This window comes from Streptomyces sp. Ru62, from assembly GCF_002920615.1.
Classification (GTDB): domain Bacteria; phylum Actinomycetota; class Actinomycetes; order Streptomycetales; family Streptomycetaceae; genus Streptomyces.
In genome coordinates, this window is record NZ_PQSU01000020.1 from 108,205 (window position 1) to 121,412 (window position 13,208).

Consider the following 13,208-nt stretch of genomic DNA (forward strand, 5'->3'; position numbering starts at 1 on the left):
ACGCCGGCTGAGCCCCGCCGGGGTCAACGCCGCGGCTCCCGGTTGAACTGCGCCTTGGACCACAGGTGACCCAGCACGGTCAGCCCCAAGCACCAGGCGACGGCGAGCACCGCGTTCTTCGTGCCGATCCCGCTGCCGAGCAGCAGCCCGCGCAGGGTCTCGATGGCCGGCGAGAACGGCTGGTACTCGGCGAACCAGCGGAACCAGCCCGGCATGGCGTCCACCGGCACGAACGCGCTGGAAAGGAACGGCAGCATCACCAGAGGCGTCCCGGTGTTGCTGGCCCCCTCCGCGTTGGGGCTGACCAGGCCGATGCCGACCGCGAGCCAGGTCAGCGCCAGGCTGACCAGCGCCATCAGCCCGGCCGCCGCGATCCACTCCAGCGGTGTCGCGTCGGGCCGGAAGCCGATGGCCAGGCCGATGCCCAGCAGCAGCACCAGGGCCATCAGCGTCTGGATCACGCTGCCGAGCACGTGGCCGATCAGTACGGAGGCGCGGGAGATGGCCATGGTCCGGAACCGGGCCATGATGCCCTCGGTCATGTCGGTGGCCACCGACACGGCGGTACCGAGCGAGGTCATGCTCACGGTCAGCAGCAGGATGCCGGGGACCAGATAGGCGACGTAGTCGGCGCGGTCCGCGTGTCCGCCGTTGATGCCGGCGCTCATCACGTCACCGAAGACGTAGACGAAGAGCAGCAGCAGGATGACCGGGGTGAGCAGGAGGTTCAGGGTGAGGGAGGGGTAGCGGCGGGCGTGCAGCAGGTTGCGCCGCAGCATGGTGAGGTTGTCGCGGAGGGCGTGGCCGGCGGCGCTCATCGGGCGGTCTCCTTGTCGGTGGACTGGGAAGGTACGGGGCTCGCGGTGAGGGCGAAGAACACGTCGTCCAGGTCCGGGGTGTGGACGGACAGCTCGTCGGCCTCGATGCCGGCGGCGTCGAGCCAGTCGAGGATGGCGCGCAGCTCGCGCTGGCTTCCGTCGCTGGGGATCTGCAGGGTGAGCGCCTCGTCGTCGCGGGTGGCCTCGCGCAGCGCGGTGGCCGCCCGCTCGTACGCCACCGGGTCGGAGAAGCGCAGCCGCACGTGCCCGCCGGGGACGAGCCGCTTGAGCTGCTCGGCGCTGCCGTCGGCGACGATCTTCCCCCCGTTGAGCACCGCGATGCGGTCGGCCAGCTGGTCGGCCTCCTCCAGGTACTGGGTGGTGAGGAAGACGGTCGTGCCGCCGGAGACCAGCTCGCGGATGATCTGCCACATGGTGTGGCGGGAGCGCGGGTCGAGGCCGGTGGTCGGCTCGTCCAGGAAGATGATCCGCGGGCGGCCGACCAGGGTCATGGCGATGTCGAGACGGCGCTTCATGCCGCCGGAGTAGGTGGAGGCGGGCTTCTTCGCGGCCTCGGTGAGGTCGAACCGTTCCAGCAGCTCGGCGGTGACGCGCCGTCCCTCGCTCCGGGAGAGGTGGTGCAGGTCCGCCATCAGGAGCATGTTCTCCTCACCGGTGATCAGCCCGTCCACGGCGGAGAACTGACCGGTGACACCGATGGCGGCCCGCACCGCCTGCGCCTCGGCCACGAGATCGTGCCCGGCGATCCGCGCCTGCCCGTCGTCGGCGGAGATCAGCGTGGACAGGATGCTGACCGCCGTGGTCTTGCCGGCACCGTTGGGCCCGAGGAGGGAGAAGACGGTGCCGGCGGGCACGTGGATGTCGATGCCGTCGAGGACTGTCTTGTCCCCGTAGGACTTGCGCAGCCCGGTGGCCGCGATCGCGAGTTCGTCTGCGTCCGTTGTCGTCATGCCGCAGAGCGTGCGGCCCGGGCGGTTCAGCGTGGTTTCAACGCGGTTTCAGCGGCCCGGGGACGGGGCCGGGGCGGTGAAACCGCGGGTCGTTCGGCGGTCGGGCGATCGGTCGGGACCGTCGTTCCGGAGCCATCGCTTCCGGAGCCACCGCTTCCAGAGCCACCACTCCAAAGCCACCGCCCCCAAGGCCACCGCTCCAAGGCCACCGCTCCGACGCTGCCCGGAATCGCCGCCCCCGTCAGCTCTTCGCCATCAGCTGCTTCAGCGCGATGTTCAGTTCCAGGACGTTCACCCGGGGTTCCCCGATGAAGCCGAGGGTACGGCCGGTCGTGTGGGCCTTGACCAGTTGCTGGACCTGGGGCACGGGCAGGTGGTTGCGGGCGGCGACCCGGCGGACCTGGAGTTCGGCGTAGGCCGGGGAGATGTCCGGGTCCAGGCCGGAGCCGGAGGAGGTGACTGCGTCGGCGGGCACCTGGGAGGGCTTGACCGGATGGCCGGGGACCGAGTTGTTCCGCACCACGGCGGCCTTGGCGTCCTCGACCTGCTTGAGGAGCACCTTGCTGTCCGCGGCGAGGTTGGTCGCGCCGGAGAGGATCAGCTTGTACCGCGTGTTGATCGAGTTCTGTCCGAGACCATCGGCGGGGCGGGGCTGGAAGTACCTGAGGCTGTAGCCCTGCTGGCCGATCAGGGACGAGCCGACGACCTTGCCGTCCGCCCTGGTCTCGGAGCCGTTCGCCTGGTGCGTGAACAGCGCCTGGGCGACACCGGTGACCGCCAGCGGATACAGGACGCCCGTGAGCACGGTCAGCACCAGCAGGGCCCGCAGCCCCGCGCCGAGCAGCCGCGCGGTGTGCGCGAAGGGGTGGTTCATGTCCTTCACCGGATTCCGGGGATCAGGGAGACGATCAGGTCGATGAGCTTGATGCCGGCGAAGGGTGCGATCAGTCCGCCGACGCCGTAGACGGCGAGGTTGCGCCGGAGCATCCGGTCCGCGCTCATCGGCCGGTACCGCACGCCCCTCAGCGACAGCGGGACCAGCGCGATGATGATCAGCGCGTTGAAGACGACGGCCGACAGGATCGCGGAGTCGGGCGAGGACAGCCGCATGATGTTGAGCTTGTCCAGGCCCGGGTAGACCGCCGCGAAGAGCGCCGGGATGATCGCGAAGTACTTCGCCACGTCGTTGGCGATGGAGAACGTGGTCAGCGCGCCCCGGGTGATGAGGAGCTGCTTGCCGATCTCGACGATCTCGATGAGTTTGGTCGGGTCGGAGTCGAGGTCGACCATGTTGCCGGCCTCCTTCGCGGCCGACGTACCGGTGTTCATCGCCACGCCGACGTCGGCCTGGGCGAGGGCCGGCGCGTCGTTCGTGCCGTCGCCGGTCATCGCGACCAGCTTGCCGCCGGCCTGCTCCCGCTTGATGAGGGCCATCTTGTCCTCGGGGGTGGCCTCGGCGAGGAAGTCGTCCACGCCCGCCTCCGCCGCGATGGCCTTGGCGGTCAGCGGGTTGTCGCCCGTGATCATGACGGTCTTGATGCCCATGCGGCGCAGTTCCGCGAACCGTTCCCGCATGCCGTGCTTGACGACGTCCTTGAGGTGGATGACGCCGAGCACACGGGCGCCGTTGTCGTCCTGCACGGCGACCAGCAGCGGGGTCCCGCCCGCCGCGGAGATCCGCTCGGCCGTCGCCCCGGCGTCCTCGGCGACCGTGCCGCCCTGCTCCTCGACCCAGGCGATGACCGAGGCCGTGGCACCCTTGCGGACCTTCCGGCCGTCGACGTCCACACCCGACATGCGGGTCTGGGCGGTGAACTCGACCCACTGCGCGCCGGCCAGCTCGCCCTGGTGCCGCTCGCGCAGCCCGTACCTCTCCTTCGCCAGGACGACGACCGAGCGGCCCTCGGGCGTCTCGTCGGCCAGCGACGACAGCTGGGCCGCGTCGGCGACCTCCGCCTCCGTCGTCCCGCGCACCGGCAGGAACGCGGCGGCCTGGCGGTTGCCGAGGGTGATCGTGCCGGTCTTGTCCAGCAGCAGGGTGGAGACGTCACCGGCGGCCTCGACCGCACGGCCCGACATTGCCAGCACGTTGCGCTGCACCAGCCGGTCCATGCCCGCGATGCCGATCGCGGAGAGCAGGGCGCCGATGGTGGTCGGGATCAGGCAGACGAGCAGGGCGACCAGCACGACCATGGTCAGGTGCGTGCCCGCGTACGTGGCGAACGGCGGCAGCGTGGCGCAGGCCAGCAGGAAGACGATGGTCAGCGACGCCAGCAGGATGTTCAGCGCGATCTCGTTCGGTGTCTTCTGCCGGGCCGCGCCCTCCACCAAGCCGATCATCCGGTCGATGAAGGTCTCGCCCGGCTTCGTCGTGATCCTGATGACGATCCGGTCGGACAGCACCTTCGTACCGCCCGTGACGGCGCTGCGGTCGCCGCCGGACTCGCGGATGACGGGCGCGGACTCGCCGGTGATCGCCGACTCGTCCACCGACGCCACGCCCTCGACGACATCGCCGTCGCCGGGGATCACGTCACCGGCCTCGCAGACCACCAGGTCACCGATCCTGAGGTCGGTGCCCGGCACCCGCTCTTCCGATCCGTCCTTGAGCAGGCGCCGCGCGACCGTGTCCGTCTTGGCCTTGCGCAGGGTGTCGGCCTGCGCCTTGCCGCGGCCCTCGGCGACCGCCTCCGCCAGGTTGGCGAAGAGCACGGTCAGCCACAGCCAGGCGCTGATGGTCCAGCCGAACCAGTCGCCCGGGTCCTGGAAGGAGAAGGCGGTGGTCAGCACCGAGCCGATCCACACCACGAACATCACGGGCGACTTGACCATCACCCGCGGGTCCAGCTTGCGGAACGCCTCCGGCAGGGACCTGACCAGCTGCTCGGGGTCGAACAGACCCGCTCCGACACGGCCCTCCGTGGGCCCGTGCGCGCTCGGCACGTCGCTGTGCGGCGCCCGGGTGGGTGTGACTGTGGACATGGAGTCCTCTGGCTTCTCTGTGCGGGTGGTCATCACGCGAGCCCTTCCGCGAGCGGTCCCAGCGCCAGGGCCGGGAAGTACGTGAGACCGGTGATGATCAGGATCGCGCCCACCAGCAGGCCGGTGAACAGCGGTTTCTCGGTGCGCAGGGTGCCCGCGGTGACCGGCACCGGCCGCTGACCGGCGAGCGAGCCGGCCAGCGCCAGGACGAAGACCATGGGCAGGAAGCGGCCGAACAGCATGGCGAGCCCGGTCATGGTGTTGAACCAGTCGGTGTTCGCGTTCAGCCCGGCGAAGGCCGAGCCGTTGTTGTTGGCGGCGGAGGTGAAGGCGTACAGCACCTCGGAGAAGCCGTGCGCGCCCGGGTTGAGGATCGAGTGCGGCGGGGTCGGCAGCGCCATGGAGGCCGCCGTGAAGACGAGCACCAGTGCCGGGGTGACGAGGAGGTAGCAGGCGGCGAGCTTCATCTCCCGGGCGCCGATCTTCTTGCCCAGGTACTCGGGCGTACGGCCCACCATCAGGCCGGCGAGGAACACCGCGATGACCGCCATGATCAGGATGCCGTAGAGGCCGGAGCCGGTGCCGCCGGGCGCGATCTCGCCCAGCATCATGCTCAGCATCGTGACGCCGCCGCCGAGGCCGGTGAAGGAGGAGTGGAAGGAGTCCACCGCACCGGTCGAGGTGAGCGTCGTGGCCACCGCGAAGATCGAGGAGCCGCCGACCCCGAAGCGGACCTCCTTGCCCTCCATCGCCCCGCCCGCGGCCTGGAGCGCCGGGCCGTGGTGGGCGAACTCGGTCCCCATCATCAGGGCGGTGAAGCCGAGCCAGATGGCGGCCATCGTGCCGAGGATCGCGTACCCCTGCCGCACCGAGCCGACCAGCACGCCGAAGGTGCGGGTCAGTGAGAACGGGATGACGAGGATGAGGAAGATCTCGAAGAGGTTGGTGAACGGGGTGGGGTTCTCGAAGGGGTGGGCGCTGTTGGCGTTGAAGTAGCCGCCGCCGTTGGTGCCCAGCTCCTTGATGGCCTCCTGCGAGGCGACCGCGCCGCCGTTCCACTGCTGGGAGCCGCCCATGAACTGGCCGACCTCGTGGATGCCGGAGAAGTTCTGGATCGCGCCGCAGGCGACCAGGACCACCGCGGCGACGGCGGCGACCGGCACCAGGATCCGCAGTGTGCCGCGCACCAGGTCGGACCAGAAGTTGCCGAGTTCACCGGTGCGCGACCGGGCGAAGCCCCGCACGAGGGCCACGGCCACGGCCATGCCCACGGCCGCCGACACGAAGTTCTGCACGGCCAGACCGGCGGTCTGCACGACGTGCCCCATCGTCTGCTCGCCGTAGTACGACTGCCAGTTGGTGTTGGTCACGAACGACACGGCCGTGTTGAACGACTGCGCCGGGTCGACCGAGGAGAAGCCGAGCGAGCCGGGCAGCACGCCCTGGAGCCGCTGGAGCAGGTAGAGGAAGAGGACGCCGACGGCCGAGAAGGCGAGGACCGCGCGCAGGTACGCGGGCCAGGTCATCTCGGTGTCGGGGTCGGCACCGATGCCCTTGTAGAGCCATCTCTCCACGCGCAGGTGCCGCGGCGAGGAGTAGACCCGGGCCATGTAGGTGCCGAAGGGGATGTGGACGAGCGCCAGCGCGCCCACCAGGGCGAGCAGCTGGAGCACGCCGGCCGGTACGGGACCCATGGGGCGCTCAGAACCTCTCCGGGAAGACCAGGGCGAGGACGAGATAGCCCAGCAGGGCGACGGCCACGACCAGGCCGACGACGGTCTCGGCGGTCACAGCTTCGTCACCCCCTTGGCGACGAGAGCCACCAGCGCGAAAGCCGCGAGCGCGGTGACGACGAAGGCCAGGTCGGCCATCGCGGACTCCTGAGTGAGGTTCGGCGGAAACGGACGCTTCGAGGAGAACGCCGGTCCGGCCGGAACACGTCACCCGTTGACGGCCCTCATACGGCCGCCGGTGCGGCCTTGACGCGACTCTTACGCCTCCGGCCCGCGGGGGACCCGTTCCCGTGCGGTCGTGCCGGTCAGGACGCGGCGCGGTGCATACCCCGCCCGGCCAGAGCGATCACTCCGGAGACGACGGCGGTCCCGGCGAGGCTGCCGATCATGACCAGGCCCACGCCGATCACGAAGAGGCCGCTGGCGTCGTCCGACCAGTCGTACCAGGCCGCGGCCGTCAGCCCGGCCGTGGTGCCGAGGACCGCGCTCGCGGTGTGCCCCCGGGACACGGCCCAGTACACCGGCACCAGCAGCGTGAGTACCAGCCCGATCACCTGCCAGGCCTCGTACGGGCCGGTCGTCGAGCCGTCCGGGTGCACGTCCCGCCGCTGGTCCCAGCCCAGCCAGGCGGCCCACGCCGCCATGGCGACCAGGGCGGACGCGAGGGCCGCAAGCATCGGGAGAACGGGTTTCACAAGGTCTTGGCGCATGCCTCCAGCCTCCGGGTCCGCACCGGCACCGGCCAGAGCGCACGTACTCAGGTCCACCCCGGTACCCCGGCGTACCGCGCCCGAGTAGCACGACGGACCGGTGGCCCGGAGTACCGGCGGACCGGTGTACCCGAGGAGCCCGGCGCGGCCGGGATCTAGGCTTCCAGACATGAAGGAAGCCCCGTTGAACTTCTGGTCGCTCTACAGCCACGGCTTCGCGCGCGTCGCCGCGTGCACCGGCCACACCGTCATCGCCGACCCGCGGGCCAACGCCGAAGCGGTCCTGCGCCTGGCGCGCGGGTGCGCGGACGAGGGCGTCGCCGTCGCCGTCTTCCCCGAGCTGGGCCTGACCGGCTACTCGATCGAGGACCTGCTGCTCCAGGACGCGCTGCTCGACCAGGTCGAGGCGGCCCTGCGGACCATCGTGGCCGGGTCGGCGGAGCTGCTGCCGGTGCTGGTCGTCGGCGCCCCGCTGCGCCACCGCCACCGGATCTACAACTGCGCGGTGATCGTGCACCGCGGCCGGATCCTCGGTGTCGTACCGAAGTCGTACCCGCCGACCTACCGCGAGTTCTACGAGCGCCGGCAGATCGCCGACGGGCACGACGAGCGGGGCGGGAGCATCCGGGTCGCGGGTGCCGAAGTGCCGTTCGGGGTGGACCTGCTGTTCGCGGCCGAGGACGTGCCGGGGCTCGTGCTGCACACCGAGATCTGCGAGGACATGTGGGTGCCGGTGCCGCCGAGCGCGGAGGCCGCCCTCGCCGGGGCGACCGTGCTGGTGAACCTGTCGGGCAGCCCGATCACGGTCGGCCGGGCCGAGGACCGCAAGCTGCTGTGCCGCTCGGCGTCCTCCCGCTGCCTCGCCGCGTACGTCTACGCGGCGGCCGGCCTGGGCGAGTCGACCACCGATCTGTCCTGGGACGGGCAGACCATGATCTACGAGAACGGGGTGCTGCTCGCCGAGACCGACCGCTTCCCGCTCGGCGACCAGTACGCCGTCGCCGACGTGGACCTCGACCTGCTGCGGCAGGAACGGCACCGGATGGGCACCTTCGACGACAACCGCCGGGCCCACGCCGCCCGGACCGGTGACTTCCGGACGGTCTCCTTCGAGCTGGACCCGCCGCTCACCGACCTCGGGCTGCGCCGGCGCGTGGAGCGGTTCCCGTTCGTGCCCGCCGACCCCGAGCGGCTCGCCCTGGACTGCTACGAGGCCTACAACATCCAGGTCGCCGGGCTCCAGCAGCGGCTCGCGGCGATCGGCGGCCCGAAGGTCGTCATCGGTGTGTCCGGCGGTCTGGACTCCACGCACGCGCTGATCGTCGCCGCCCGGGCGATGGACCGAGCGGGCCGGCCGCGCAGTGACATCCTGGCCTTCACCCTGCCCGGCTTCGCCACCAGCGACCACACCAAGGACAACGCGCACAAGCTGATGCGGGCGCTCGGCGTCACCGCCGCCGAGCTGGACATCACGCCGACCGCGCGGCTGATGCTGAAGGAGATCGGCCACCCGTTCGCCTCCGGTGAGCCGGTGTACGACGTCACCTTCGAGAACGTGCAGGCCGGTCTGCGCACCGACTACCTGTTCCGGCTGGCCAACCAGCGCGGCGGCATCGTCCTCGGCACCGGCGACCTCTCCGAGCTTGCGCTCGGCTGGTCCACGTACGGCGTCGGCGACCAGATGAGTCACTACAACGTCAACTCGGGGGTGCCGAAGACCTTCATCCAGCACCTGATCCGCTGGGTGATCAACAGCGGCCAGTTCGACGAGGAGACCGGTGAGGTCCTGGCCGCGATCCTGGACACCGAGATCAGCCCGGAGCTGGTGCCGGGCGAGGAGATGCAGTCCACCGAGTCGAAGATCGGCCCGTACGCGCTGCACGACTTCACCCTCTTCCAGGTGCTGCGCTACGGGTTCCGGCCCTCGAAGATCGCCTTCCTGGCCTGGCACGCCTGGCACGACGCGAAGTCCGGCGCCTGGCCGCCGCACTTCCCCGAGGCCAAGCGGGTGGCGTACGACCTGCGGGAGATCCGGCACTGGCTGGAGGTGTTCTGCCGCCGGTTCTTCGCCTTCTCGCAGTTCAAGCGCTCGGCCATGCCGAACGGCCCGAAGGTGTCGGCGGGCGGCTCCCTCTCCCCGCGCGGCGACTGGCGGGCCCCCTCGGACGGCAACGCGGAGGTGTGGCTCAGGGACCTCGCCCGCTTCGACTTCGACAGCGCGGCGGCCGACCGGTAGCCGGGCCCGGGTTGACCGGTGCCGGTGGCCGGCGCCGGTCAGGTGTTCCAGGTCTCGTCGTACGGGTCGCGCGGTGCCGTGACCGGGCGGGTGGAGGTGACCTTCAGGTAAGGGATCGGGCCGTTGTTGACCGGGTCACGGGTCAGTCCGGGGGCGTACGTGCCCGTCACCTCCAGCCACGCGTCCGGGCGCAGGACCGGTGGCAGCGCGCCGGTCAGCGCGATCTTCACCGGCTGGGCGTCCGCGGCACAGCAGTTGAGGGCCATGCGGACCAGGTAGGGCCGGCCCGCGTGGTCCAGGGCCAGGAAGCCGGTGACCCGGACGGCACGGCCGTGCAGGGCGCGGCCGTGTCCGTAGGCCGCGCGGGAGGCGTAGTCCACGACGGAGAGCGGCACCGGATCGCCGGCCGGCAGCGGCCCGTAGGCGTACGGCTTCTGCAGGGCCGTTCCGGAGCGCAGGGCGCTGTAGGAGCCGAGGGCGGGCGGTGCGATCAGGATCAGGGCGAGGAGCGGCAGCAGGAGCAGCCAGGCGACACGCGGCTCGGGGTGCGGGTGCCGCTCCCGGTCGCGCCGGCGTTCGTACCAGGCCGTCGCCAGGGCCGCCGCGACCAGGACCGCGCCCGAGGCCAGCAGCAGCGGGCGCAGGCCCGCCTTGACGTACCGCAGGTACAGGTCGGTGGTGCCCGCGTGCAGCAGCGCGCCGCCGAGCAGGAACAGGACGGCCGCCTGGGCCTGGCGGTTCACAGCAGCACCGCCCCGGTCAGTACGGCGCCCGCGACGGCCAGCGCGAAGGTGGCGGGCGCGAACCGGAGCGCGAAGGCACGGCCGAAGGTGCCGGCCTGCATCGCGAACAGCTTGAGGTCGATCATCGGGCCCACCACCAGGAACACCAGCTTGGCCGTCGGGGAGAACTGGGTGAGGGAGGCGGCGACGAACGCGTCCGCCTCCGAGCAGATCGACAGCAGGACGGCGAGCACGGCGAGGGCGAGCACCGAGACCAGCGGCGTGCCCGCGGCCGTGCGCAGCCAGTCCGCCGGGACCGCCGCCTTCAGCGTGGCCGCGGCCGTCGCGCCGAGCACGAGGAATCCGCCCGCGTGCATGACGTCGTGCCGGACCGCGCCCCAGAACGCCTCCCCCTTGGTCGCGCCCTCGTGCGCGCCGTGGGCCGGGGGGCGCAGCCAGTCGGTCCGGCCCAGCCGCTGCCACAGCCAGCCCATCGCGCAGGCCACCAGCAGGCTCGCCAGGAAGCGGGCCAGGACCATCTCCGGGTGCCCGGGGAAGGCGACGGCGGTGGCGGTCAGCACCACCGGGTTGATCGCGGGCGCGGAGAGCAGGAACGCCAGGGCGGCGGCGGGGGTCACGCCCCGGCGGACCAGAGCGCCCGCCACCGGCACCGACGCGCACTCGCAGCCCGGCAGCACCGCGCCCGCGACCCCCGCCACGGGCACGGCGAGGGCGGGCCGGCGCGGCAGGGCGCGCGCGAAGAAGGACGCCGGGACGAACACCGCGATCGCCGCCGACAGCAGCACACCCAGCACCAGGAACGGCAGCGCCTGGACGGTCACCGCCACGAACACCGTCGTCCAGGTCTGCATCAGCGGTGTGCCGAGCGCCCCGCGGATCGGCGACTGCGCGAGCACGGCCATCAGGAGCACCAGGGTCAGCACCAGCGGGGAGCTGAGTCGCGGGCCACCCGGGGGGCCCGCACGGCTCGCGTCGGTACCCGGCGGGGCGTCTTCGATGATGGCCACGGGCGGTTCCCTCCGACTGCTGCTCTGCCTCCCCTTCCCTACGCGGGTTCGAGCACGGGCGTTCAGGCCGTTGCTGGAACCACTCAACTCCTTGGTGCACTCTTTTCCCTCGTGGCGAGCGTTCCGTATCAAGGGGGGCCGGGGTCCCCGCCGGCGCACATGGTGGTGTGCGGTGACGACGGGCTCGCGCACCGGCTGGCCGCCGAGTTGCGCGGGGTCTACGGCGAGCAGGTCACCCTCGTCGTGCCGCCGAACGAGCGCACCGTCCGGCCCCCGGTGGTCGGCCGCGCCCGGTCCGCGTCGGCCGCGCTGTTCGACCGCGTGGTCAGCGCCGCCGTGGGCACCGTGGGCCGCTCCGGCGCGGGCGGGCAGCCCGCCGGCGCCACGGCCGGTCAACACCCCGAAGCGGACGGGGTGCTGGAGGCCGCCGAGCTGACCGAGGCGGTGCTCGCCGAGGCCGGGGTGGCCCGGGCCGCCGCACTGGCCCTCGTGTACGACGACGACGAGACCAACATCCGGGCCGCCCTGACCGCCCGTCGGCTCAACCCCCGGCTGCGGCTCGTCCTGCGGCTGTACAACCGGCGGCTGGGCCAGCACATCGAGGAACTCCTCGATCAGGCCGCCGCGTTGGCCGCCGGGGACGACGGCGGCACGGGCACCGCCACCGAGGCGTCCACCACCGTGCTGTCCGACGCCGACACCGCCGCGCCCGCACTGGCCGCCACCGCCGTCGCCGGCACCAGCAGGGTCGTCCAGACCGAGGGCCTGCTGCTGCGGGCCGTGGAACGGCCGTTGTCCGGGGACGGCCCCGGCACCGGGCTGCACACCCTCGCCCTGCTCTCGGGCGGTGACCCGGCCGGCACCGAAGGCCCGTACGGCGCCGGGGAACAACAGCCCCGGCTGCTCCCCGACGACGAGGAGGTCCGGCAGGCCGCCGGACGGCAGGCCGTGGTGCTGGAACACGTCTCCGCCACGGCCGGTGGCGAGTCCGCCGCGTCCGCCCGTCGCGCGATGACCGGCGTACCGCCGCTCGGCTCCCTGTTCTCCCGGCGGCTGCGCTGGTCCCTGGCCGTGCTCGCCGGCTGTGTGGTCGGCCTCGCCGTCGCCCTGTGGGTGGTCACCGGGATCCATCCGCTGCGCGCCTTCTACATCACCCTCCTCGACCTGTTCGCGATCGACGACCCGGCCCTGAGGGAACCCCTGGGCCGCCAGCTGCTGCAACTCCTCTCCGCGCTCGTCGGGTTGCTGCTGCTGCCGTTGCTGCTGGCCGCCGCGCTGGAGGCGTTCGGCACCTTCCGCACCGCCTCCGCCCTGCGCAAGCCGCCGCGCGGGCTGAGCGGACACGTCGTCCTGCTCGGGCTCGGCAAGATCGGCACCCGGGTGCTGACCCGGCTGCGGGAACTGAACATCCCCGTGGTGTGCGTCGAGTCCGACCCGGAGGCGCGGGGTCTGGCCACCGCCCGCCGGCTACGGGTGCCGGTGGTGCTCGGGGACGTCACCCAGGAAGGCGTCCTGGAGGCCGCCCAGATCCAACGGGCCCAGGCCCTGCTCGCGGTGACCAGCTCCGACACCACCAATCTGGAGGCCGTGCTCTACGCGCGGACCGTACGACCCGATCTGCGGGTGGTGCTGCGGCTGTACGACGACGACTTCGCCACCGCCGTGTACCGCACCCTCCGCACCGCCTACCCGCGGGCGCTGACCCGGAGCCGGAGCGTCACCCACCTCGCCGCTCCCGCGTTCGCCGGGGCCATGCTGGGGCGGCAGGTGCTCGGGGCCGTCGCCGTGGAGCGGAGGGTGCTGCTGTTCGCAGCGGTGGACGTGGACGGGCATCCCCAGCTGGAGGGCCGGACCGTGCGGGAGGCTTTCCGGGCCGGGTCCTGGCGGGTGCTGGCGCTGCTGGGCCGCGCCGACACCTCTGCCTCCCATGTGCTGGGCAAGGGCGACCGGGTGGTGGTCGCCGCCACCCGAAGGGGCCTCGCGGAGCTGCGCTGACCCCAGGGCCCGT

11 protein-coding genes are annotated in these 13,208 nt (G+C 72.0%); 2 read left to right on the top strand and 9 right to left on the bottom strand.

From position 1 onward, the window contains the following. Positions 1 to 23 precede the first annotated feature (23 nt). From C3492_RS26420 to C3492_RS26450, 7 genes are all read right to left on the bottom strand, one after another. On the bottom strand, positions 24 to 818 hold the full coding sequence (locus tag C3492_RS26420; protein ID WP_103814694.1) for an ABC transporter permease: 795 nt from the start codon (positions 816 to 818) through the stop codon (positions 24 to 26). Further along, entirely contained in the window at positions 815 to 1,789 is a 975-nt protein-coding gene (locus C3492_RS26425) for an ATP-binding cassette domain-containing protein (RefSeq protein WP_103814695.1), read from the bottom strand. Before C3492_RS26425 ends, C3492_RS26420 begins: the two co-directional genes overlap by 4 nt. Positions 1,790 to 2,030: 241 nt before the next feature. Next, positions 2,031 to 2,663, bottom strand: coding sequence for a potassium-transporting ATPase subunit C (locus C3492_RS26430; protein WP_103814825.1), 633 nt, complete (start codon positions 2,661 to 2,663; stop codon positions 2,031 to 2,033). A gap of 5 nt (positions 2,664 to 2,668) precedes the next feature. Further along, positions 2,669 to 4,771, bottom strand: coding sequence for a potassium-transporting ATPase subunit KdpB (gene kdpB, locus C3492_RS26435; protein ID WP_103814827.1), 2,103 nt, complete (start codon positions 4,769 to 4,771; stop codon positions 2,669 to 2,671). A gap of 32 nt (positions 4,772 to 4,803) precedes the next feature. After that, positions 4,804 to 6,465 (bottom strand): potassium-transporting ATPase subunit KdpA, encoded by a 1,662-nt coding sequence (kdpA, locus tag C3492_RS26440; protein WP_103814697.1) that lies wholly within the window; start codon positions 6,463 to 6,465, stop codon positions 4,804 to 4,806. A gap of 7 nt (positions 6,466 to 6,472) precedes the next feature. Continuing rightward, a complete protein-coding gene (gene kdpF / locus C3492_RS26445; protein ID WP_037629700.1) occupies positions 6,473 to 6,562 on the bottom strand; it encodes a K(+)-transporting ATPase subunit F in 90 nt (29 codons plus the stop codon). A 247-nt stretch (positions 6,563 to 6,809) separates the two neighbouring features. Beyond that, a complete protein-coding gene (locus C3492_RS26450) occupies positions 6,810 to 7,214 on the bottom strand; it encodes a hypothetical protein (RefSeq protein WP_103814699.1) in 405 nt (134 codons plus the stop codon). A 169-nt stretch (positions 7,215 to 7,383) separates the two neighbouring features. Here C3492_RS26450 and C3492_RS26455 point away from each other — a divergent pair, with 169 nt between their 5' ends. Continuing rightward, positions 7,384 to 9,450 (top strand): NAD(+) synthase, encoded by a 2,067-nt coding sequence (locus tag C3492_RS26455; RefSeq protein WP_181140561.1) that lies wholly within the window; start codon positions 7,384 to 7,386, stop codon positions 9,448 to 9,450. A gap of 38 nt (positions 9,451 to 9,488) precedes the next feature. On the opposite strand, the gene C3492_RS26460 is transcribed toward C3492_RS26455, so the two are convergent. After that, complete coding sequence (locus C3492_RS26460; RefSeq protein ID WP_103814701.1) at positions 9,489 to 10,193, bottom strand: TIGR03943 family putative permease subunit; 705 nt, start codon at positions 10,191 to 10,193, stop codon at positions 9,489 to 9,491. Beyond that, on the bottom strand, positions 10,190 to 11,200 hold the full coding sequence (locus C3492_RS26465; protein ID WP_103814703.1) for a permease: 1,011 nt from the start codon (positions 11,198 to 11,200) through the stop codon (positions 10,190 to 10,192). Before C3492_RS26465 ends, C3492_RS26460 begins: the two co-directional genes overlap by 4 nt. Before the next feature lie 159 nt (positions 11,201 to 11,359). Between C3492_RS26465 and C3492_RS26470 the strand changes: the two genes are divergently transcribed. Continuing rightward, the gene (locus tag C3492_RS26470; protein WP_103814705.1) at positions 11,360 to 13,195 is read left to right on the top strand and encodes an NAD(P)-binding protein; all 1,836 of its coding nucleotides are present in this window, start codon (positions 11,360 to 11,362) and stop codon (positions 13,193 to 13,195) included. Positions 13,196 to 13,208: the final 13 nt, after the last annotated feature.

What these genes read in the sequence shown, in the direction of transcription:
- C3492_RS26420 (WP_103814694.1), bottom strand. Translation starts at nt 818, where the DNA reads ATGAGCGCCGCCGGCCACGCCCTCCGCGACAACCTCACCATGCTGCGG.
- C3492_RS26425 (WP_103814695.1), bottom strand. Translation starts at nt 1,789, where the DNA reads ATGACGACAACGGACGCAGACGAACTCGCGATCGCGGCCACCGGGCTG.
- C3492_RS26430 (WP_103814825.1), bottom strand. Translation starts at nt 2,663, where the DNA reads ATGAACCACCCCTTCGCGCACACCGCGCGGCTGCTCGGCGCGGGGCTG.
- kdpB (WP_103814827.1), bottom strand. Translation starts at nt 4,771, where the DNA reads ATGTCCACAGTCACACCCACCCGGGCGCCGCACAGCGACGTGCCGAGC.
- kdpA (WP_103814697.1), bottom strand. Translation starts at nt 6,465, where the DNA reads ATGGGTCCCGTACCGGCCGGCGTGCTCCAGCTGCTCGCCCTGGTGGGC.
- C3492_RS26450 (WP_103814699.1), bottom strand. Translation starts at nt 7,214, where the DNA reads ATGCGCCAAGACCTTGTGAAACCCGTTCTCCCGATGCTTGCGGCCCTC.
- C3492_RS26455 (WP_181140561.1), top strand. Translation starts at nt 7,384, where the DNA reads ATGAAGGAAGCCCCGTTGAACTTCTGGTCGCTCTACAGCCACGGCTTC.
- C3492_RS26470 (WP_103814705.1), top strand. Translation starts at nt 11,360, where the DNA reads ATGGTGGTGTGCGGTGACGACGGGCTCGCGCACCGGCTGGCCGCCGAG.